This window comes from Paenibacillus sp. PK1-4R (assembly GCF_030369595.1).
Classification (GTDB): Bacteria; Bacillota; Bacilli; order Paenibacillales; family Paenibacillaceae; genus Paenibacillus.
Map to the genome: position 1 here is coordinate 2,655,945 of NZ_CP126535.1, position 21,284 is coordinate 2,677,228.

Consider the following 21,284-nt stretch of genomic DNA (forward strand, 5'->3'; position numbering starts at 1 on the left):
CGTTGGAGCCGTGGTCTGCTGGAAGGGTTCCGATGAGGCAATTTCGGCAGACAACCCCTTTGGGGTTCATGAATAAAGGAACGTTAGCACAAATCAGGGGAATGCTTAATTAAATTATAAAGATTAGATAAATCATTAGTTAAGGACGGGGATTTCAATGAGTAGCTTGTTACTAACCTCTTGTGGTTTTTATACTGAAGATATTAAAAATCAATTTCTGGAATTTATTGATGGAGATATTTCTCAATTAAAAGTCTCAATTATTACAACAGCATCCCCTAGAAAAGAAACTAATAGATATGCACAAAGAGCAATGCAAGAGTTTAAGGACATGGGATTTCAACATATCAATTTTGTAGATATTGAATTTGATGACCCGCAAATTCTTTTACATAGAGATGTTATATATATCAATGGTGGAAATCCATTTACACTATTGTATTACGCGAAGAAAAGTGGTGCTGATGAAGTTATTAAAACACTGGCTGCACAGAATGTAATTATAGTTGGAGTAAGTGCAGGAACGTTATTACTGGGCCCGAATATTAACATTGTCGATTTCTTTACTCCACAGATGAACACAATGAATTTAACGGATTTTAAGGCATTAGGTGTAACCGACAAGCTTATTTTTCCTCATTATGATCGAGAGGACATATTTAAAGATAGTACTAATAAAACAATTGAAGAGAGAATAGTAGAATTTGAATCCAATGAGAACTGTGAAGTGACAAGGCTTAAAGATGAAGAATATATCTCAATCATAATGAACCAAGCACATTGAATCGAATAAGCCCCTGAAATCTTGCTAACACCTTATTCATGCTGCGGGGTAAGCCCTTTGTTCTGCCAGTGGGTTTGGAGCAGACAACTCCTGCGAGGCTAAGTCTTCGACTTAGTCGCTCCTTTAAGCCTCACGGGTCGTGAATACAACAACGGTAGATAAAATAACGAAGAAGTTTGTATTGGGAGTTGATTCATTGAAGTATTCAACTGTAGTTCTTGACTTGGACGGAACATTATTAAATTCAAAAAAAGAAGTATCTAAGAGAAACATAGATGCGGTCTTATCTTGTTATCAGAGAGGAATGAGAATAATATTTGCAACAGCTCGACCGCCGAGGGCGGTTAATTGGTTGCTTCCACAAGGATTAGTAGATATCGGGGCTTTTGTATATTATAACGGAGCTCAAGTGATATGTAAGGAAACAAAGATAGAAATTAATGAATCAATTCCTGCTCATGTAACTACAGAAATTCTTGATTACTGTTTGAAGTGTGACCCTCAAATTGAGCTGACTATGGAAGTGAAGGATGAGTGGTTTAGTTTAAGAGAGCTTGATTATATTAGCTCAATGAACACACAATCAAACCCCGTAGTAAAACCTTTAAAAGAATTAAAGCAATATGATGCTACGAAGATACTCCTTTCTGGCAATAATTACAGTTCTGGATTGATTGAAAAATTCCAGGGTAGAGTGAATATACTAATTACGGATAATAATAAACTAGTACAAATCATGCCTCTTCTGGCATCTAAGGAAATGGCAATTACTAAACTCTGTGAATTATATAATGTAGAATTGGATTCCGTCATTGTGTTTGGTGACGATCATAATGATGTAGGCCTCTTTAAGAAGGCTGGATATTCTATTGCTATGGGGAATGCGATTAGGGAATTAAAGGAAATTGCTGATGAAATAACCGTTAATAATGATGAAAACGGTGTTGCTGTAAGTCTAGAAAGATTTTGTGGGTAACTCAAGGTTACTTTATCTAACAATAGATTCATACACCGTCGCACTTGCTCCTCGGTCGCCAAGAAGGATATCGGAGAAGTTAATTAAGGCGACACATTCAATCAGCTAAGTCTATTAACCTGTTCCCTACGGTAAGCTGCTTGAACGTCAGGAATACAACAACGTTTAGCCGAAAGAAGTTCTTATTCTAGGAGGAGTCTATATGATATTAGAAAAAGTTATAAATAGAATTGCAATACAAAGTGAATATAAGGATTTGGTTGATAAGTATGTGGATCGTATCCTTAACGAATTCAAAGATAAGATTCATAGCATTTATATGTGTGGCTCGATTCCCAAAGGAACGGCTCAACCTTTTAAGTCAGATGCAGACTTTACTATTGTATGTGCAAATCCCCAAGATATTGATTACGAAAGATTGTCAAATATCAAAGACAGGCTTTTGGAAGAATATCCATTCGTCACTAAGATGGATACGATCATTTGCTCGATTGATGATGTATTAAGTAGACCGAATGATTGGGGTTTTTGGGTTAAGATCATTTGTGTTTGCATACATGGGAAGGACATTGGTGAAAAAGTACCCCCGATCATAATTTCTCCAGAATTCATTTTAGACTTAAATACAGATACCAAGGAGGAAGTAGATCGTGTACATCGTTCACTTTCTAATGTTACTGATCACTCAATGAAAACTAGATATATTAAAGGTTACTCTAAGAGATTAATTCGTGCATTATACTCTTTGGTTTTAGAAGATACAGGGGTATGGGAAGATGAAATCATTAAGATGAAGAATGCCATATTAAACTATTGTGAGATTGACTCCGCTTTAGTTGAGTATCTGTATGCTTGTTACTTGGATAGCGATGTATCTGTTGAAGAGTTTCTGGAAATCGCAGATGAAGTATATAGCTATTTTGAGAACGCCTTAAATACAATGGCTGCTTCCAGAAATTCATTTGGCTAACAATATATTGACTCTACTGATGACTCTTAGAAGCGAGTGACTACATCCAGCCCCCTAAGCACGTCGTCAATACAAAACGTTATCTGAAACTGGCAAGATTGAAAGGAGAAAACATGATACTTGGGTTGTATGAAGCACATTTACCAGTGAGTAACTTACATCAATCAATTGAATTTTATTCTAAATTAGGATTAGAGCTGGCCTGGAGAGATGAAGATACAGCTTTCTTCTTGGATTGAAAAAGAAAAGAGTTGGGTCGGTCTATGGCAAGGGGAAGAGTATCTCACTTCTTATCATCCATCATTAAGGCATATAGCATTTCGAGTGAGTTATGAAGATCTTAGAGACAGTGTGAAATGGCTTCAAACTATTGAAATAGAGCCTGTCCCATTTGGAAAAAGAGATTCAATAAATCCATTTGTAAGGCCTAATCAGGGGAATGCTTCGGTCTACTTCAATGACCCAGATGGAAATAGTTTAGAATTAATGTGTTTTGTTAGTGTCCCTGAAAACTTAAAGAATATAGCCAATAAATTATCAATCGAAGAATGGGAAGATCTTTTGAAAGATAAAAACTAAGAATGTATTGGGATATTTAAAAGAAGTATCAGCATCAGATAACATAATATTTACGCTGCGGCTCCTTCGGAGTCTTGGTCTGCAATATGAAAGCGTTTCATAAAACGCATTCAACTATGTTGAACGTAGGAATATAGAAACGTTAGGTGAAATAATTGCTAGTGGAAGGAGATTTAAATGCATATTAGAGGAATAATTCTTGAAGGTTACTCAAATGCTGGGAAGACTTCAGTATTAAAAGCAATTAAACGTTATCAATCACAAGAAGAATCCTCAGAACGGAGCGTAGTTATTCTCGGAGAACATTATTCTCAAATTTTGAATAATAATCATGGAGAATATGTAAGTCTAACCCGAGAAGGACACATTGAGTTACTTAAAGAGCGGGTTGAAATGCTAAAGAAACTTAACGAATGGGCAATTCAACTTGGTCCTGCATCTAGAGGATCTAGGGGACTATTTTATGTTCTGGAGAGGTTTCACTTAAATCATAGAGCTGCATTTGTAGATTCGGATTTGGAAGAGATAAATAAAATAGAAGAACAGCTTGAGTCTTTAAACGCCAAGTGTATTTTGCTTACAATCTCGCCCGAAGTTGTAGAAGAAAGAATTAAAAGTAGACAACCCGAAGGATGGATCTATAAAACAGAAGAAGATGTAAGATCGTCGGTAAATGAATTATTAAAAATCCAAAATGTTTTAAGACATCAAGCTCAAATCTCAAGAGTGCCAACAATAGAAATCAATACAGATGGTAAGGATTGGGATGAGTATGTAAGGGTAATCATGGAGGGCAACGACATCGCCTAACCAAATGTTCAAGCATCGTCGCTAGTGCTCCTTAGTCGGGTAGAAGCTATAAGCAGAAGAATTTATTTAGCCAGACGTATCAGGCATACGCCGGTTGTCGTGAAAACAAAATGTTAGACGAAATCAGTTAAAATCAAAATCAATATCAATATGAGGTGCGTAATGGATCGTAAGATTATTCAAACCGCAAAAGAGATAGCAATAAGAATTATTCGCGAAGCAGGTCTAATCTCTAAAGAGAAGTTTGATAACTTTGTTGAACTGAGATCTAAAGATGAATTTGGGGATGTGGTTACTGAAGTAGATCATATTTGTGAAGAAATCATTATCAAACAAATACAAGACGCATTTCCAAATCATCAGATACACAGTGAAGAGGCAGGGCTTATCGGAACTAAGCACGATTGGTTATGGTTAATCGATCCTTTAGATGGAACTAATAATTTTGCAATTGGTTTACCTGTTTTTGCGATATCAATTACCTTAATGTACAAAAGAGAGCCTGTTCTTGGAGTGGTCTATGAACCTCTAACAGAACGTCTATTTGTATCTGTTATTGGTGAAGGGACAAGCTGTAATAATCGACAAATACAAATTAAGAGTAACCCGAATATTTTCAAAGGAAATATAGGTTGGATTCAAGGTCACAGAGTACAAAACGACCCACAAGCTGTAAAACTAAGACAACACATTGATATTAGATTTAAACGAATGTTAAGATTATGGGCTCCAACGCTTCAATGGTGTATGTTGGCCAAAGGAGATATTGATGGAATTGTTCTGTACAATTCTGAAGGTGATGACTTGTATTCAGGTATCTTAATGGTTAAGGAAGCAGGGGGGCTTGTTATAGATTTTGAAGGAAATAAGTTTAACGGAATGAAAGAAGAACCTTATTTAATTGCATGTCACCCAGACCACAAAGAAGAATTATTGCAAATTGTAAGAGAAGGATTGAGTTAACACCTAGAAGCAACTGACTTCATCTAACATTATATCCACGCTTCCGAGCCTGACAGCTCCTCGGTCTGCGAGAAACGATTAGCAGGGAAGTGAACTCAGCGGCCACATCCGCCCTGACTAACCGCATCGTGGCCGGACTCTTTAGGGGCCTTAAGTCGGTGGGAGGGTCGTGGATACAGGAACGTTATATGACAATCTAATTATATTTATGTGGGCTAAATGCATAGAAGCAGGGAGGACATATTAATGATTAGAACAGTTGCACTTTGTGTTATCCGAAGAGGAGAAGAACTACTGTTAGAAGAGTTTTTTGATGAGGATGTAGGCATAACTTATTATCGACCTATAGGGGGAACAGTTGAATATGGAGAAAGTAGTAAAATCACCGTAATTCGTGAAGTCAAAGAAGAAATTGATGCAGATATTTCAGAACCTATCTTGATTGGTATTATTGAGAATATATTCAACTACCAGGATCAAATTGGGCATGAAAATGATTTTATTTATGAGGCTGAACTTATGAATAGATCACTTTACGATTTGGAAGAAATAGATGGTATAGAAGGAAGTAAATCCTATAAAGCAGTTTGGAAACCACTAAATTATTTTAAGGGGAATTTGACAGTAAAACTGGTACCAGATGGGTTACTAGAGTTGCTTCAAGACGGAACAGATGGAAGATATATTAAACACTTAAGTAAACGATAGCTTGAGGGGACTTGAAGAAGAAGGGGCGTATAACAACGTATTCACTCTGCGTGCTAACGCCTTAGGCCCGGCCAAAGTTATGAGCACGGAAGTGAACAGCCGGACAACCCTGTGAGCCTAAGTCTGGCGACCCGTTCCCTTCGGTAACTTAAGGCTCTAGGGTTCGTAAATACGTGAACATTATCTGAAATCAACGCAAAAAAAATTATTCGATAGAAGGGAAGTGATGAGTATTATATATACTGAATCCGTACAAAACGAAATTATGAAAGATATCGAAACAAAATATGGGTGGATTGTACATGCAGTTGAACCAAACTATTTGGGTTATGGTAATTTAAAATGGATTATGACAACTAACATTGGGCCTATCTTTGTTAAACAATATTGCAAGATAAGGTATCGACGTGGATTAGATGGGGTTCGAGAAGCACTAAAGTATCAACATCTTATGCATCTTGATGGAATTCCTTGTCAGCCAGTATATAGTTTCAACAGTGAGTATATTCATACCACATTTTCCGGCGAGGAATATATGATTTCTGGTGTTAGCACAGGAAGTTTAATAGAAGCAGGGCAATTAAATAGTCATCAGATGTATAGTCTTGGTGAAGCTACTGGTCGTATGCATATGTGGATGAAAACACATATGCCGAAATTACCATCCTTACAATGGGAGTTGCCTTCAAAGGCAAAGATGTTTGAAAAGATACAAACAAATCTAAATGAAATGAAAAAAATGACTAATCAAAGATACATAGAAGCTATAGAGAATCAAAGAATTATTCTTGAAGAATTAGATTTGGATATATTTAATGAGTGTGCTAAAGGATGGGCGCATTGGGATATGCATGTCGACAATTTATTATTTCACGAAGATAGGTTAGAAGATATTTTAGATTTTGATAGACTACACTACGTATATTCAGATTTCGACATTTCTCGCGCAATACTCTCAGGTGCACTTTTAGGTGACGGAAAATTAAATGTAGAGTCAACTAGGGCTTATATTGATGGTTATAGAATTCATACTAATCTTACGATAGAACAGTTGGTACTATCGATTAAATTAACTTGGTACAAAGAGTTTAAGTGGGTGCATGAAAAGTATAGTCAAGATAAAGCAATGAGTCGGTTTATCGAAGAAATGATTTGGATAGGGAATGAGTGGGAGAATCTCGAAGAGATATTCACAACTATCTTTAAATAATCATTGTAGGTTAATTTGAGGAAGGGATAGAGCATAAGATAACAACGTATATATGCCGTTTGATTCGCTCTTGGTCGCAAGAAGTATTAAGCAAAGAAGACTAGTCAGCGCACAACCCTGCGAGGATAAATCCGTAGAACCCGGCACGATGCACCTTAAGCCTCTCGGGTTCGTAGATACAGGAATTTTATGCCCCATTATCGGTAAATATCAAAGATAATATTTAAGGAGATAATTTATGAAAGGTAAGATACTTTTATTATTTTTTATTACAATATTGTTTTCATCTTGCCAAAATAGTAGTCAATTGACTACCTTGAACAGCGAAACTAAATCAAAAGAAATAACTGAAGGTCGATCAGATCCTTCTAACAATGAAGTGTCATCCAAGAGTATTGGGAACTATGATTTGACTGGAGATTTTTATGATGAAATGCTTCGAAATCCTATAGATCATGATTATGAGGTGGAATTTAATAAACTTCAAAATTCCAAAGAAATTATTACAACATTGGGATGGGGGGCGTTGGAAAGCAAATATACAGAGATTTGGGATAAAGAGTTGAATCAAATATATAAAAAACTTCTTTCTAAGTTGGATGAAGAACCAAGAGAAGCACTAATTGAATCGCAGAAAGAATGGTTACAGTATCACTTAAGGGAAACAAAATTTGTAGAGAAGACATTTATTAATAATGGTTACCTAGGATCACAAGGATCGGTAAGCCTAGGCACGGTTATACGTGAGAGAGTTAGGGAAAGAACAATGCAATTATTTGAATATCGATATTTGTTAGATGATGAAGTTGAGTTTTTATACCAAAGTAAAAAATAGAGTTGGAATCTTTATTACAGGTTTTAGGCCTCGCAGGGCTCGTGAATACGGGTATATTATACGACAGAATCAAAAACAATAGAAAAAGAGGGTCATATAACCCTCTAAATACTAGAATTCTGCAATTCACTAAATAGTTGTAGGGCATCTTTGAAACCTTGTATGTAGATACTTCTTTCTAGGATGGATTGGAGTGAGATTTGTGCGTCTTCGTAAAGAAAAACTGTATGTTGAAGTTGATCGGGCAAAGCATCACGAAGTGTTTTAAAATATTCATCTGTCTCAGCAGAAAGCTGAGTGTACTCCCTATGACACTCCAGAAGCTTAGTATAGAGCAAATCTAAACGTATTCTTATCAGTGGTTCTGTTAATGATTCTACTGTATTAATCATATGTTGTTCCTCCTTTAATTAACTCTATAAAGTTATTATATAACTCCTCGAGGTTAATTACAAGGTGAATATTTGACTTTGTAGAGTTAAAACTTTGCTTTCTGTTGATGATTGCTAATATGAAAGATAAGATAGAATTATGGAGGGGAAAAGATGAACATAATCAAGTGTAATATACGAGAACTCATGGCGGAACATCGAATAGATGATATAACAGAATTGATGGCAAAATCGGGCTTAAGTCGGAATTCGATCAATAAGCTCTATAGGGAAACAAATATAGAAACAACAAAGCTGGAAACCTTATTCAAGCTATGCGATACATTTAATTGTAAATTATCTGATTTGATTGAATACGTACCAGGAGAAAAATAAATCGTGAAGGTCAATTCGAGAAGCGATTCCATCCTATAACATAATATTCAAACATTGCTCCTTGGGAGCCTGGGGCTGCGGATGGATTTCGAGAAGAGTTTCAGCAAACATCCCCTTCGGGGTTCTTGAATATAGAAACGTTGTCCAATACTCCCAATCCAAACAACAAGCATAGGAGCAATATTATGACAATCATTTTCAAAGAAGTAAAAGACATTGATACACAAGCAATTCAAGAACTGTTTCACTCGGTAGACTGGAAATCAGGAGATTTCCCAGAAGATCTTAGACAAGCAATAAACAACTCGCATACGGTTATTACAGCATGGGATGATACCAAATTAGTTGGCTTAATAAATGCATTGTCTGACGGAGTGATGACAGTATATTTTCATTACATGTTAGTACACAAAGAATATCAATCATTAGGAATTGGAAAGAGAATGATGGAACAAATGCTTAGCCGTTATTCTAATATAAAAACAAAAGTGCTTATATCTTATGATAGTGCAGAAAAATTCTATGGAATATTTGGATTTAAGCCAGAAGAAGGAACAAAAGCCATGTTTATTTCAGATATGGTTTAGCGTTTTGTAAGTTTATCAAAGAAGTTGGTAGAATCAGATGAAAACACGTTATTACCCAGGGGCATAGGCCCCTGGGTCCGAAAGAAGTTAGAAGTTAAATGAAGAGAGATTTCAGTAGCAAGGAAGCCTAGTCATCGGGCACATCCTTAGCACCTAACCGCGTCGCAGCCAGTTGTATATGCTCTTTTAAGGTGGTAGGACGTCATAAACACAACAACGTAATGTAAAATCATATAAAACTTTATAGAATGGATGAATTTACATGGATAATTTAGCGCTAAAAGGCTGGATTGATACACACAAAATTATAGACCGGACCTTGAAAGGTTTTTGGGTAGCATTTAATAACTACATAAAAGAATCCCCTGAAGAAATTGATTTGTTTTTTAATGAATTCAATATAAAAGATATTAAAGCTTCAATAGATACGATAGAGCATAAAACTATTTTTCATCCTGATTATCAGATTGCAGATAGCCTCTATTCTCAGCAAGTTATATCTACATTAGATATTTACTACATCAATGAAAGAATAGGCTATTATAGAATGTTCTTTCATACCAATGGGGAATGTTTTGACGATAGCCTAGTGACAGAATGGACAGGCTGGTACATCACTTTAAAACTTGAAGCACTAACTGAACTTCAAAAGGAAATTAAAACTGAACTAGTGAAGAATAGAGTTGAAGAAGATAAGATTGAAAAAATTTGCGATTTAATAAGAAAACAAATTTCTAAAATCAAAGATCAAATCCATAAATAATTGCAGATAAAAATTACAAAGAAGAAGTAGCACCACATAACATAATATTCACGTTTCTATCCACCTAGCTCTCAATTAGATGATATATTTAATTCATTATGTAATTGAAGAGTATCCTTAATACCTGTAAATAGATTTCACGTTCTAATATTGTATGAACAAAAAGGTCTGCGTCATCATAAAGAAATAGAGTTCTATGCATGTCCTGAGGTAAAAGCTCATGTAACCTTTTGCAGTAAAGATTCCGATCAAATGAGAATTGATTATAGATGGAGTTGTTTTTGAGAAGGTCGCTATACAAAGCTTCAATTCGGAAATGAAGGTATACCAGATGATAAGTTATTTATGGAAGCGCTCCAGATTACATATTTAAAAATGAACGTCGTGAGTACGGGAACGTTTTGTTAGATTATCGCTAATGTTAAAAGCAGGGAGGAATAACAGTGGTTTGAAGACAAACTTTAGCTAGATTTAGAATCAATTCTTAGATGTTTTCCAAGAGATAATCTTAATGTTGGTTTCGAGTGGTGATTACAGAAACGTTATCGTAAAGCTTAGTGAAGGTGTATTTATAAATGATCAAAATCCGATAATTGGAGGTTAATTATGAGAGCATTCACTGTAGAAGCAGTTTTTATCGATCGTGATGGAACGATCGGTGGTTCAGATGAAGTCCTTTACCCGGGGGAATTTGAATTGTTTCCATACACCAAAAATTCTCTGGAGAAATTAAAAATACTTGGAATTAAACTGTACGGATTTACGAATCAGCCCGGTATTTCAAGAGGTGAAGCTACAGAAGAAGCATTTGTAAGAGAAATGATAGAATTTGGCTTTGATAATGTTTTTATATGTCCGCATCAACATACTGAGAGATGTGAGTGCCGTAAACCGAACCCAGGAATGTTACTTGACGCTGCTAAGAAAAACAATTTAGATTTAAGTAAATGTATTGTAATTGGGGATCGATGGTCTGATATTTTAGCAGGTCATCATGCTGGATGCAAAAAGATATTAGTTTTGACTGGAGCAGGGAATGAAGCTTTAAATAAATACAGACATAAATGGTCAAACACAGAAGCGGATTTTATTGCACGTGATTTCGAAGAAGCAGTTAATTATATTATTAGTCTGGAAGGAACGATTGAAGCGGACCTAAGATAGGAAATAACTAAGATAAGGTATATTTTAAAAAGATAAATTTAACAGGAGGAATTAAAATGAAATTTATCGTGTCTGCTAGTGTAATCGTTCTCAATGAGCATAATGAGATTTTACTCATGAAAGGTCGAAGAGGTTGGGAAATGCCTCAAGGTTGTGTTGAAGAAGGAGAGACGATTAGGCAGGCAGCAGTTCGAGAAGTGAAAGAGGAAACAGGGATTGACATTGAATTAATTAAATTTTGTGGATTGTATCAGAATATAACGCGAGGCGTATGCAACAATATATTTACTGGAAACCCGATTGGTGGATCTTTAACTACCAGTGATGAAAGTGAAGAAGTGGGCTACTTTACTTTAGAAGAAGCTCAGCAAATGATAACTTGGGGGAATTTCTATAACAGAATTCATAATGCATTAGATGAGAAAAGCCATCCTTTTTTGATTGAATTTTCAGAATAATAAGGGCATCCATCAGATACACAATAAATTCACGTATCGGACTTACTTCCTCGGCTCGAAGACGAGACCGCAATAAATTTGAGAGAAAACGACTCCTTATGACACTCCATAAGCTCTGCATTATGGTAGACTCCACCTTAAAGTCGTTCCTATCTTGGTTGGTGATGTTCTAGACAAACACCATTCGACCCAAGATAGGGGCGCTTTTTTTTGCTTTTATACTTCGCAAATGGAACATTGTGGGTTATATTGGATATGATTTGGTTCTATAGTAGAGAAATGGAGAAGTGGTCAACCTTGGATGAAAAAATACGCTTTCCGATAGGACACTTTGAACCAAGTATTAAATTCTCTAGTGAGGACCGAATCCATATCATTCGTCAAATTCCCGGAATTACGAAGTCCTTAAGAGAGATTACACTACATCTCAATGATGATCAACTTTGTACTCCTTATCGTGGTGGCGGTTGGACAATCACACAGATTGTGCACCACCTTGCGGACAATGACATGAACGCTTATATCAGGTTCAAGAGAGCCTTGACTGAAGAGGAACCGATGGCAAGCTCATATCGAGAGGATATATGGGCATCTTTACATGATTACAGGAATACGCCCATCGAAGATTCAATTTTGCTGATGGAGATACTACACAAGCGATTTCTCACGCTGTTGTATAGTTTACATCCCGATCAGTTTAGACGAAAACTCCGAACAGAAGTGTTAGGTACAATTACACTGGATATCGCGATTCAAAGATTTGTATGGCATGGGCAGCATCATATTGCTCAAATTAAATCTTGTATAACATCGCAAGGGTGGTAGGGTCTTATACACATCTCAAGTGTGGAGGTAACATATGGGTAATTGTGAGTTGAATTTCTGAGGAGCTTTGGTCTGCTGTTATCAATTACCTAGGATTAGTATGTAAACGGATTCAGAACTAGGTGAGTGACTGCATTTGATATATAAAGTCAAATAATAGAAGTGAATCTAGATTAGGGGGATGCGGATGTTGATTGAAGATGAGAACGTATACCCTGACTGTTCAGTTGAAATAAGAACTGTAGACATTGGCGGCTTAACAAAGCCACAGCTTATTCAGAAACTGGATCAATACTCTATTTCATTGAATAAATATGGAGAACAGTTATTAAATGATGAGAGATTTATAGTTTCTAGTAGAAAGCAAAGCTTGCAAACGGTTGAGTTGACCGTCAAACAACTTGGATTTTCGGATGGTGCTACGACTTTTCAGCTCTTTCGAAGAGCAAATGATCTTGGGTTGGAATGTTGTCCGGTTGAGTTAGGACCTTATCTAAGAATGCAATATTTGGATCAGCCTGAGATATGTTCTACCAATATTTCAGAGGGTAACAAAGCTCCGTCCGGCTCCATTACTATAGCATCTGAAGCCCTTACGGAGGATAATGATTTTCCAAAAGGTTTTTATCTCAGACGAATAAACGACAAGTTATGGTTACGAGGATATCTTGCGGACCATTTGCATATTTGGAGCCCTCATGATCGCTTTATCTTTTGCAGGGCTCAGCTTCTATTATATTAGGATCAGGAAGATGTTTTGAAAGGAAAGGAGTGAAGATCAATGGATATCAAAAACAAAAGCGGAGATGTGCTTGGAAAAATTCAAATTGAATCCTTACGCGATAATGCGATTGACCGAATCGTCATTGACTTAAAGCCTGGTGACGGGAAAGCGATATACACCGCAGATGTTACAGAGAACCAATTCACGCAACAGACCAATTATGCAGCTATTCTATGGGATGACGGTTTGGAACAATTGCAACGACTTTATTCTCCATGGCAGCCGAAATTTCCGATTGATTCTGATATAGATGCCATTCATGTATTTTATGGATTTGATAATTTAACTCCGCAAGAAATCGATGAAATGATTGAAGAAAGTAACAGGTCAGGCAGAAATGTAGTGATCCGAGACCTGAAGCCTAATAAGAAGGTTGTGGGCATCAGCATCACATATAAAGAGTATGGTGGTTATAAACTTAACATTTTCGGGACAACAAAGAGCCGGATCGCATTGCCTGATCATGATGGTACTACGGTTAAGCAAGCAGCCATACGTGGCGTCCAAGCATTTTATATTTTCGATAACGAAACTTTCCAATTGATATGGATCGAAGAGAATGTGCATGGGAAGGCGCTACAATACGAGATCATTGGCAGAAACATGTCAGAAGATCTTGTGATGAAGATTGCGAAGTCAATGAACGGATAAATGATGATATTATCTGAGTGAGGTGCAACGATGAGTTACAAAACTATTCTCATAGACCAATTAAACGCCTGTTATCATGACAAGAGCTGGTTTATACCGCTTCATGATATTTTGACAGACCTCAATGCGGCGGAAGCCGCTTATGTAAAGAATGAAGGGGAGCACTCCATTTGGGCGATCGTCAATCATCTTATTTTCTGGAATGAGAAGTGGCTTGAGAGATATGTTGCCGAACAGGTCGACGGGCAGCATTCAGTGAATAATGAGGATACATTTGACATAGATCTGTCTAACTTGAATGATGTGGAGTGGGGCAAGACATTACATAGACTGAAAAACGTCTTTGGTGATTGGAACAGGGCACTTGAAGATAGTGAAGAACATAAATTGACTCGTGAAATTCCCTCCTATTTCAACGCGCCATGGTGGGGAGTTGTATCAAATCTATGTATTCATAATGCCTATCATATTGGCCAGATCATGCTGCTCAAAAAATCAATGAAACACACGTAGTACACGCTGTATTACATTTATAAAATTATACTTAGCAAAGGAAGATGAACATCATGGAAAAAGGCAAAATTATATTTTTGAACGGTGTAACCAGCTCTGGTAAAACTTCGATTGTAGAGGCGATGCAATCATACGATGATCCGTTTTTCTATGTGGTAGCTAATGATCTTTTTGAAAATACAATCGGAGATAAACATCTTCAGACGGATTACTGGAAGTATCTGAGTGAAGCGATTGTAATGATGTATCATACGGCAAAAGTATTTTCAGACCATGGATACCATGTTCTGATCGATGGCATACTTGTTGAAAGACCGGAGCTCGCGCCGCATTATGAACAAGTCAAACAGATTTTTGAAGGGTATCCACTGGATATTGTGGAACTGCATTGTCCTCTCGATATCTGTCGTCAGCGGAACATCGAACGTGGGGATCGAAGAGAAGAGCAGTCGGATGAGCAGCATCAAATCATGGCTTCCGACATTCAGTATAGTTACTCGGTGGATACGAGTGTGCATACACCTGAGGAATGTGCCGAGATGATTATCAATACGCTGTTTAAAAGTGAATAAAGGTTCACTGTATGAATTGAAGAGAATGTAAAAAGAAGCTGGGGCGTCTATAGCATGATGTTCCAGCTTTTTAGGGCACAACTGCTTCTTCATGACAAGCGATATCATCCATAGACAGAGCAGGCAATCGATGAGCAACATGAATTTACCTATTATTTTCCGAGAGATTGTCCTCGAATTGTATTGAGTAGAACAATTGAGACCAGTGATGAAAACAATGAGTAGTTTTTTATCACACGGATGCAGGCAGCATTGATTTTCAACTTTTTAATAAAACAGCTGGGTATTATATTTCTGATCAGGTGATTATACCAAGCTATGTAGAGAAATTAGTTCACTTGGTAGAAAGGCTTTTGCCAGAGGAGTTCAACTGCGATTTACAACGAATTTATATCCTTTAAGGGAGGCTGTATTAAACAAAGATTTCAAGATATTTGGGATACACCGGTTCAATCATGCCAGGAAGCTGTAGGGTTCGAAAATAGTAGGTTAGGGGGATGACATTGCTTTCTGCATATTGGAGGTACTTTTTATATGTAACTGAACATAAATTGAATGTTTTAATCGAGTGCTGGCATGAAGGTTTATATGTACAGGGGCTACTTCATGATTTATCCAAGTTTTGTCCTCAAGAATTTATCCCTTATGCAATCAAGTTTTATGCGGGCCGTAAAGACGAAGATACAGAACTAAGATGGAAGAACGCATGGTTACATCACCAGAATCATAATAAACATCATTGGGAGTATTGGATTGTAAACAGAACTACAAAAGAAGCTTTGCCTATGCCAAAAAAATATTTTATAGAAATGGTATGTGACTGGAGATCTTTTTCAAGAAAATGGGGCCGCAGAGTCAAAGATTCCAATTTGGCAGAACGTATGATGAACTCGGAAGATGTTATTCTGCATCCAATGACGAGAGAAGCGCTTATGCAGTACTTATTAGAGAGGTGAATAATGATGATCCAAAATGATATGCGGTTTTTGGAATTAGCCATAGCAGAGCAGGCTGCCGTAAAACGAAAAATGCTGAAAGAATGGAATGTTAGACGGGGAATTATCAATACAGAGTGGGATGAAAAGTTCATATGATATCAGGTGGAATTACAAAAAGTACGCTCATTAATGATTTAATAGGCATAGGTGTTAAGAAGGGAATGACGGTGATCGTACATTCCTCCTTCAAAGCAATAGGTAAGGTTATAGGGGGCCCGGTAAGTGTTATTTTAGCTCTGGAAGAAGCCGTTGGAACCATTGGAACCATTATCATGCCCACTCAAACAGAACATCTTTGTGAACCTTCAGAGCATGACGCGAACCTGTCGTCAGAGGACATTGAGTTCATTAAAGACAATATGCCTATTTATTATCCTGATTTAACCCCAACCTCGTATATGGGCATCATTCCTGAGTTGTTTCGAAGGCAAGATGGTGTGTTTCGAAGCTCACACCCGCACATGTCTTTTGCAGCCTGGGGGAAAGAGGCAAAACGGATAACGGAAGATCACAACTTGCATTATGCATTAAATGAGAAATCTCCGTTAGGAAAAATCTATGATTTGAGTGGATACATTCTGTTACTTGGTGCGCCTACAAATAGTAACACCTCTTTGCACCTGGCAGAGTATAAACAGCAGAATACATTTGTTAAGCCAAAAGTCTGGGGAGTAAAAATGCTGGTGGATGGAATCGAAAAATGGACTACATACGATGATATTAACAATGAATCAGATGATTTTGAATTGATTTTTAATGAGTTTAAGATCCAGACTAACGTTGTTACCGAAGGAATGGTAGGGGAAGCTGTGAGTTATCTGATACCCCAAAGAGATATGGTAGATTATGCTTTGGGATGGATGAATCGGAACAGAAGAGAGCATATAGAGCAGTGAATCATCTCAAAAAGAAAGAAGGGGGAAATGTAATCATGACCAAAGAGATTGAACATTTGCTTCAAACTTTTGAAGAATGGGCGTTGTTTGTCAAAACGATGAATCATCTTGAAGAGAAGACCTGGAATTCCAGCATGGAAGAAGGGAAATGGACGATAAAATCCATCGTCAGCCATGTGATGTTATGGGACCGATATTTTTACAAGCAAGCGATTGAGAAGATTGCTCTGAAGCAGCCAGTTACGTTAAAACATATGAATTTTGAAGAGTTTAATCGCAAAGCTATTGAATTTGGTAACCGCACAGAGACGTCCGAAATCGTAAATAAGGCTATCACGTACCGCCATAAAATTATGAATGACATTCGAGGGTTAGCGGAGGAACAGCTTCATCAGACGTATTTAGACGCAGAGGGGAACGTATTTTATATTCCCCAGTACCTTAAAGATTTTATATGGCATGACCAGCATCATATGGAACCGTTGAAGAAATATCTTGCCAATCTTGAAGCGTAAAGGATTTAGCATGTAGGAGGCGGCACGGAATGCAGCATGTGGCTTGCTTTGAATATAATACGTATCCCAAACCAGGGAGGGATTGTAGTGAGTACACATACGATTGAATTAACTCAGGAAAATCTGATTGGTTCATTTACCAAAGGGTGTGCATGCTGTCCTTCCACATGATGCCTTTAAGTAACTTGAGGCCTGTTATACGTCGTATTAGATGAACTTGGGGGTCGATTAAATGAAAGGCAGACCACAGATCGTTTTAGATATCTCAGGTGTTTTGTTAAGTAATATGTCGTTGACGTGCTGGAAAGATATGATTCAGGAAACCAACCTATCGGCAGAATCTTTGAAAGTACATTTTGCAGGAATCAAACGAAAGCTCTGGACAGGAATGATGAGGGAAGAAGAGTTCTGGCAATCGTTGAAGGAGATGTATCCCGAATTATCAATAAGCCGAGCGAAAGACATCTTGTACAATTCAATTGTTCCCTTACCAACCGCTCAATACCTTGAGCGATGGAGTGAGTCCGCCGATATCCATCTGCTCAGCAATCATTGTAAGGAATGGCTTGAGCCGAATCTGAGCCGTTTAAGCTCATTTACCAAAAGTGTAACCATCTCTAATCAAGTGGGTTTATGCAAACCTGAGATTGAAATATACCAACGGGTCGAAACCTTCCTGGTAGCTGGAGAAGAGGTTCTATTAATAGATGATCAAGAGAAAAATTTACACTCTGCTAAGCTACTTGGCTGGACGACTTTACTGGCTGACGAAGAAGGAGATTGGGTTAATGAAGTTGAGTCATTGCTAATTTAGAATGAAAAGGATGAACGTGTTATTTATGCATTGGAATTAACAAGCCTAACCTTCGAATGAAATCTAAACTCCCTTCTGGAATGCGAACGGGAACAATTTTCCTTTAGCTCTGGATGAAGGAAGTATGATTGAAGCAAAAGAATATCTTGCTTTACTTCGCAATCTAATAATCAAGGAATCGCAGTGGATAACTGGCACACCGCGCATAACCGCTAAACTCCAAATTGCTTTAGATGATGATCTAAATGCTTGTATATGCCTTTACCCCATTGCTCGGCTGTTAATTTTCCGAAGAAGGGATGGGGGTGGCGGGAGAATTTTCCTGAAGCACCTTGTTGAAAGATATTAATCTGCTGCTCTAGCTTTTCTTTTTCTGCCAAAAACTGTCGTTGATCATCAATAATGATTGTCGGGATCGTAGACATATTATGGGGCAATGGCTTGTCATTATAAAACATTGGTTTTGCGAACCTTCCTATAAGTCTCCCAAGTAATCCTCTAGGTGGAAAAGCATTTCCTAAGGGGATATCATGAAATACTGAACAGTGAGCCAGCATCTGAGAGACCTGCATCGTGCCCCATTTAGGGATGGAATTTTCACTAAGTTGATCCATTCGCTCTGTAATTTCAGCAGCATTTATCGTATCAAATATACTTTTCACAAGAACACCTCAGTCCTCTAGGATATAAAATTTGAACTTAAACTATCATCATTCTCTTATTGAAAGGTTTATCCTCTTACTATCAAGAATAATAAGATATGGTAAGTTTAGTCAATGTATTATGGGAAAACCACAATTGAAATCGGAGGATGCGAACTTGGAAAATAAGGAAACGTCTAATCTCGTAACCAATGAATATGAACGATATAGACCCGTCTATCCGAGTGAAATGTTTGATGATATTTTTACATATCTGAATCTTAATAAAGAGGATTCCATTCTTGAGATTGGCTGCGGAACGGGGCAGGCCACAGGCGGATTGGTGAGCAAGGATTATACAAACATCACGTGTATTGAATTAGGCAGCAACTTGGCTGGAGCGAGTCAAAGATTCCATAGAGATTGCAGGTGGAACGATAGAGAAACAACATAAGGTTGCTCTTTTTCTAGGGAAGAAAAAGGTCTAAGGATATATGTTTTATTAATCTACTGAAGAACAGGAGAGAATATATGAGTGATCCGCGTTCAACATACAGTATCCAAACGGCAGTGTTAAGTTTACAAGAGGAATTAGAGAGATTAAAGATACAGGCGGTAATGGGGTGGTCCAAAGAATTCCGAAATCTAGAGTGGTATGGGTTGAAAAATGGAATGCGTGTATTGGAGGTCGGAAGCGGACCAGGTTACATTACAGAGCAACTATTGAACAGTCTGCCGGACAGCGAGCTTACCTCGCTTGAGATTGATCGTTCACTGCAAGCACAAGCCAAAGAACGGCTGAAAGATATTCCTTCCAAGCGATTGCAATTTGTAGAATCTTCCATCTACCAGATGGATCTGCCTGATGATTCTTTTGATTTTGTCGTGGCAAGACTTATCTTCCTTCACTTGAACAATCCTGACGAAGCTGCACAAGAGATATATCGTGTACTGAAGCCTGGCGGCCGTCTTGCCATTATTGATGTGGATGACGGCGTTTTTGGAGCAGTGAATCCTGATGTTCCTGCCTTGCATACGGTATTAATGAAAATTTCGGACTATGTGGCACAACACGGCGGTAATCGCTTAATTGGCAGAAGTCTGCCGCGTCTCCTTTCTGGGAACGGATACATCGATGTTGACATTGATTCTGTCCTTCAACATAGTGATCTGTTAGGTATTGAAGGGTTCAAGCAGCAGTTTAATCTTAATCGTTTTGTACATTTTGCTGAAAAAGGTGTGATCAGTTCGGAGGAATTTGCTCAGCTGCAACAAGCTTCTGAAGCGATAAATCATTCGCCGGAAGCCTATGCCATGATGAATTTCATTACAGCTTGCGGCACGAAGCCATTGACATAGCTGGGTTGAAACTAATTAGGGACGGAGGATGGGTATGAATATCGTTCATTCTTTTCAGGAATTAGTAGTTCGAGGGGATCATCAGGGTATGATTGAGTTACTGAAAAACTACGAACAATCCAGGAAGTTGTCTGTTAATGAACGAGGCTGGGTCTACTGGAATGTTTCCGACGGTTATGCCTTCTTAAGAGAGCCGGAACTGCTTTATGCCAATCACCGGGCATTCTTCGAATGGGGGAAAGAAAATCTCGCTCCGGAGCAGTTACACTGGATTGTTTCGGATTCAACACAAGCGTTGTCATTATCTCTGGGGAACTACTTTGATCATTGGATGGATTGGTACCAATATGCTTGTGATCATGCCCCGGAGGTGGATACCAACCGAGGTGTTCGATTCGAGAGCCATCGGGCTTTGGGTGGTTCACTTTGGGTTTTGGAGAGATACAGTGAAATGGGCAGTGTGCTTGAAAATATGAACCGACTCATACAAGAAGATGAGTCATGGTCCAATATTCTTTTTGCCCGGATTACATATAACAAACAACGTCTGACTAGGCTTTATCATGCCGGGGATTTTGCGGGAGTCGAAGCTCTTGTAAACGAAACGATGGACTGGATTGATGAAATCAATGATGGAGCAATGCCTATTTCAAGAAAAGATGAAGTGGTCGGTAGCTGGGAGGATATTAATGTCTCTAGAAATTCGCAGAGAGATATCAACATTGCGTTAAACAATTTGGCCTGTATTTTAACAGATATCGAAAAGTATGAGGAAAGTGTGAAATTGTTTATGCAGATACAGGAACGGGGTCACCACATAAATGCATATGGTTTTTCCAAATGGATATATTCGATCTGGAAGACAAGAGGGGCTGAGGCAGTTAAAGATGCATTAGCAGATAATGCATCTTATGAAATAGCGGACCTTGTGAAACATACTCCTAAATTATCAGAAATCAAAGGTGTAGCATGAGGTGATTTAAGTCGCAAGAGGCCTGCACAACAACATGAAAGGAGTGATGTCGTATGAGAAACAATACGAATCCGAGTAGAAGAAATGAAGTTGCCAGAGGTGTTTTTGTCTAGCGCAGAGGACCCAAGGAAGGGTTCCGAGGGATTCCTCTGTGTAATTTTCACGAGGA

General features: G+C 37.9%; 28 protein-coding genes and 1 pseudogene. 27 read left to right on the plus strand and 2 right to left on the minus strand.

Annotated elements, in window-relative coordinates:
* Positions 1-157 precede the first annotated feature (157 nt).
* From QNO02_RS11700 to QNO02_RS11740, 9 genes and pseudogenes are all read left to right on the plus strand, one after another.
* On the plus strand, positions 158-784 hold the full coding sequence (locus QNO02_RS11700; protein WP_249911046.1) for a Type 1 glutamine amidotransferase-like domain-containing protein: 627 nt from the start codon (positions 158-160) through the stop codon (positions 782-784).
* A 196-nt stretch (positions 785-980) separates the two neighbouring features.
* On the plus strand, positions 981-1,760 hold the full coding sequence (locus QNO02_RS11705; protein WP_289392096.1) for a Cof-type HAD-IIB family hydrolase: 780 nt from the start codon (positions 981-983) through the stop codon (positions 1,758-1,760).
* Positions 1,761-1,962: 202 nt separating this feature from the next.
* Positions 1,963-2,730, plus strand: coding sequence for a nucleotidyltransferase domain-containing protein (locus QNO02_RS11710; RefSeq protein ID WP_133384373.1), 768 nt, complete (start codon positions 1,963-1,965; stop codon positions 2,728-2,730).
* 113 nt (positions 2,731-2,843) lie between these two features.
* Positions 2,844-3,309 (plus strand): annotated as a pseudogene (locus QNO02_RS11715) (VOC family protein).
* Between the two features lie 177 nt (positions 3,310-3,486).
* Positions 3,487-4,119, plus strand: a complete 633-nt coding sequence (locus QNO02_RS11720; RefSeq protein WP_289392097.1) for a hypothetical protein — start codon at positions 3,487-3,489, stop codon at positions 4,117-4,119.
* A gap of 162 nt (positions 4,120-4,281) precedes the next feature.
* The gene (locus tag QNO02_RS11725) at positions 4,282-5,082 is read left to right on the plus strand and encodes an inositol monophosphatase family protein (RefSeq protein WP_289392098.1); all 801 of its coding nucleotides are present in this window, start codon (positions 4,282-4,284) and stop codon (positions 5,080-5,082) included.
* A gap of 246 nt (positions 5,083-5,328) precedes the next feature.
* The gene (locus tag QNO02_RS11730) at positions 5,329-5,790 is read left to right on the plus strand and encodes an NUDIX hydrolase (protein WP_289392099.1); all 462 of its coding nucleotides are present in this window, start codon (positions 5,329-5,331) and stop codon (positions 5,788-5,790) included.
* A 226-nt stretch (positions 5,791-6,016) separates the two neighbouring features.
* Complete coding sequence (locus QNO02_RS11735) at positions 6,017-7,000, plus strand: phosphotransferase (protein ID WP_133384377.1); 984 nt, start codon at positions 6,017-6,019, stop codon at positions 6,998-7,000.
* A gap of 238 nt (positions 7,001-7,238) precedes the next feature.
* The gene (locus QNO02_RS11740; RefSeq protein WP_133384378.1) at positions 7,239-7,835 is read left to right on the plus strand and encodes a lysozyme inhibitor LprI family protein; all 597 of its coding nucleotides are present in this window, start codon (positions 7,239-7,241) and stop codon (positions 7,833-7,835) included.
* Positions 7,836-7,939: 104 nt separating this feature from the next.
* Here QNO02_RS11740 and QNO02_RS11745 read toward each other — a convergent pair whose 3' ends face one another.
* Positions 7,940-8,227 (minus strand): hypothetical protein, encoded by a 288-nt coding sequence (locus QNO02_RS11745; RefSeq protein WP_036609138.1) that lies wholly within the window; start codon positions 8,225-8,227, stop codon positions 7,940-7,942.
* A 153-nt stretch (positions 8,228-8,380) separates the two neighbouring features.
* Between QNO02_RS11745 and QNO02_RS11750 the strand changes: the two genes are divergently transcribed.
* The 15 genes from QNO02_RS11750 (at position 8,381) to QNO02_RS11815 (ending at position 18,142) form a co-directional block, all read left to right on the plus strand.
* On the plus strand, positions 8,381-8,602 hold the full coding sequence (locus QNO02_RS11750) for a helix-turn-helix domain-containing protein (RefSeq protein WP_179086413.1): 222 nt from the start codon (positions 8,381-8,383) through the stop codon (positions 8,600-8,602).
* Between the two features lie 185 nt (positions 8,603-8,787).
* Positions 8,788-9,189 carry a GNAT family N-acetyltransferase gene (locus QNO02_RS11755; RefSeq protein WP_091031691.1) on the plus strand — a complete coding sequence of 134 codons (402 nt, stop codon included), beginning with the start codon at positions 8,788-8,790 and terminating at the stop codon, positions 9,187-9,189.
* 262 nt (positions 9,190-9,451) lie between these two features.
* Positions 9,452-9,952, plus strand: coding sequence for a hypothetical protein (locus QNO02_RS11760; protein WP_289392102.1), 501 nt, complete (start codon positions 9,452-9,454; stop codon positions 9,950-9,952).
* A 606-nt stretch (positions 9,953-10,558) separates the two neighbouring features.
* Complete coding sequence (locus tag QNO02_RS11765; RefSeq protein WP_289392103.1) at positions 10,559-11,116, plus strand: HAD-IIIA family hydrolase; 558 nt, start codon at positions 10,559-10,561, stop codon at positions 11,114-11,116.
* 56 nt (positions 11,117-11,172) lie between these two features.
* Complete coding sequence (locus QNO02_RS11770; RefSeq protein ID WP_289392104.1) at positions 11,173-11,574, plus strand: NUDIX hydrolase; 402 nt, start codon at positions 11,173-11,175, stop codon at positions 11,572-11,574.
* A gap of 279 nt (positions 11,575-11,853) precedes the next feature.
* Positions 11,854-12,399 (plus strand): YfiT family bacillithiol transferase, encoded by a 546-nt coding sequence (locus tag QNO02_RS11775; protein ID WP_289392754.1) that lies wholly within the window; start codon positions 11,854-11,856, stop codon positions 12,397-12,399.
* Positions 12,400-12,586: 187 nt separating this feature from the next.
* Positions 12,587-13,141, plus strand: a complete 555-nt coding sequence (locus QNO02_RS11780; RefSeq protein ID WP_289392105.1) for a helicase — start codon at positions 12,587-12,589, stop codon at positions 13,139-13,141.
* A gap of 39 nt (positions 13,142-13,180) precedes the next feature.
* Positions 13,181-13,834 (plus strand): DUF4367 domain-containing protein, encoded by a 654-nt coding sequence (locus QNO02_RS11785; protein ID WP_289392106.1) that lies wholly within the window; start codon positions 13,181-13,183, stop codon positions 13,832-13,834.
* 30 nt (positions 13,835-13,864) lie between these two features.
* Positions 13,865-14,347, plus strand: a complete 483-nt coding sequence (locus QNO02_RS11790) for a DinB family protein (RefSeq protein WP_289392107.1) — start codon at positions 13,865-13,867, stop codon at positions 14,345-14,347.
* 53 nt (positions 14,348-14,400) lie between these two features.
* The gene (locus tag QNO02_RS11795) at positions 14,401-14,919 is read left to right on the plus strand and encodes a phosphotransferase-like protein (protein WP_289392108.1); all 519 of its coding nucleotides are present in this window, start codon (positions 14,401-14,403) and stop codon (positions 14,917-14,919) included.
* Positions 14,920-15,045: 126 nt separating this feature from the next.
* Positions 15,046-15,144 (plus strand): DUF6886 family protein, encoded by a 99-nt coding sequence (locus QNO02_RS30285; RefSeq protein ID WP_353959118.1) that lies wholly within the window; start codon positions 15,046-15,048, stop codon positions 15,142-15,144.
* A 272-nt stretch (positions 15,145-15,416) separates the two neighbouring features.
* Positions 15,417-15,875 (plus strand): DUF5662 family protein, encoded by a 459-nt coding sequence (locus tag QNO02_RS11800; RefSeq protein ID WP_240767979.1) that lies wholly within the window; start codon positions 15,417-15,419, stop codon positions 15,873-15,875.
* A 134-nt stretch (positions 15,876-16,009) separates the two neighbouring features.
* The gene (locus tag QNO02_RS11805; protein ID WP_289392109.1) at positions 16,010-16,813 is read left to right on the plus strand and encodes an AAC(3) family N-acetyltransferase; all 804 of its coding nucleotides are present in this window, start codon (positions 16,010-16,012) and stop codon (positions 16,811-16,813) included.
* Between the two features lie 35 nt (positions 16,814-16,848).
* A complete protein-coding gene (locus QNO02_RS11810; RefSeq protein ID WP_289392110.1) occupies positions 16,849-17,328 on the plus strand; it encodes a DinB family protein in 480 nt (159 codons plus the stop codon).
* 232 nt (positions 17,329-17,560) lie between these two features.
* Positions 17,561-18,142, plus strand: coding sequence for an HAD-IA family hydrolase (locus QNO02_RS11815; protein ID WP_289392111.1), 582 nt, complete (start codon positions 17,561-17,563; stop codon positions 18,140-18,142).
* Between the two features lie 212 nt (positions 18,143-18,354).
* Here QNO02_RS11815 and QNO02_RS11820 read toward each other — a convergent pair whose 3' ends face one another.
* Positions 18,355-18,804: a DUF1569 domain-containing protein gene (locus tag QNO02_RS11820; RefSeq protein WP_289392112.1), complete on the minus strand. Its 450-nt coding sequence runs from the start codon at positions 18,802-18,804 to the stop codon at positions 18,355-18,357.
* 157 nt (positions 18,805-18,961) lie between these two features.
* On the opposite strand from QNO02_RS11820, the gene QNO02_RS11825 reads away from it, so the two are divergent.
* The 3 genes from QNO02_RS11825 (at position 18,962) to QNO02_RS11835 (ending at position 21,115) form a co-directional block, all read left to right on the plus strand.
* A complete protein-coding gene (locus QNO02_RS11825; protein ID WP_289392113.1) occupies positions 18,962-19,237 on the plus strand; it encodes an rRNA adenine N-6-methyltransferase family protein in 276 nt (91 codons plus the stop codon).
* A 77-nt stretch (positions 19,238-19,314) separates the two neighbouring features.
* Entirely contained in the window at positions 19,315-20,142 is an 828-nt protein-coding gene (locus tag QNO02_RS11830) for a methyltransferase domain-containing protein (RefSeq protein WP_289392114.1), read from the plus strand.
* Positions 20,143-20,176: 34 nt separating this feature from the next.
* On the plus strand, positions 20,177-21,115 hold the full coding sequence (locus tag QNO02_RS11835) for a hypothetical protein (protein ID WP_289392115.1): 939 nt from the start codon (positions 20,177-20,179) through the stop codon (positions 21,113-21,115).
* The last annotated feature ends 169 nt before the right edge of the window (positions 21,116-21,284 follow it).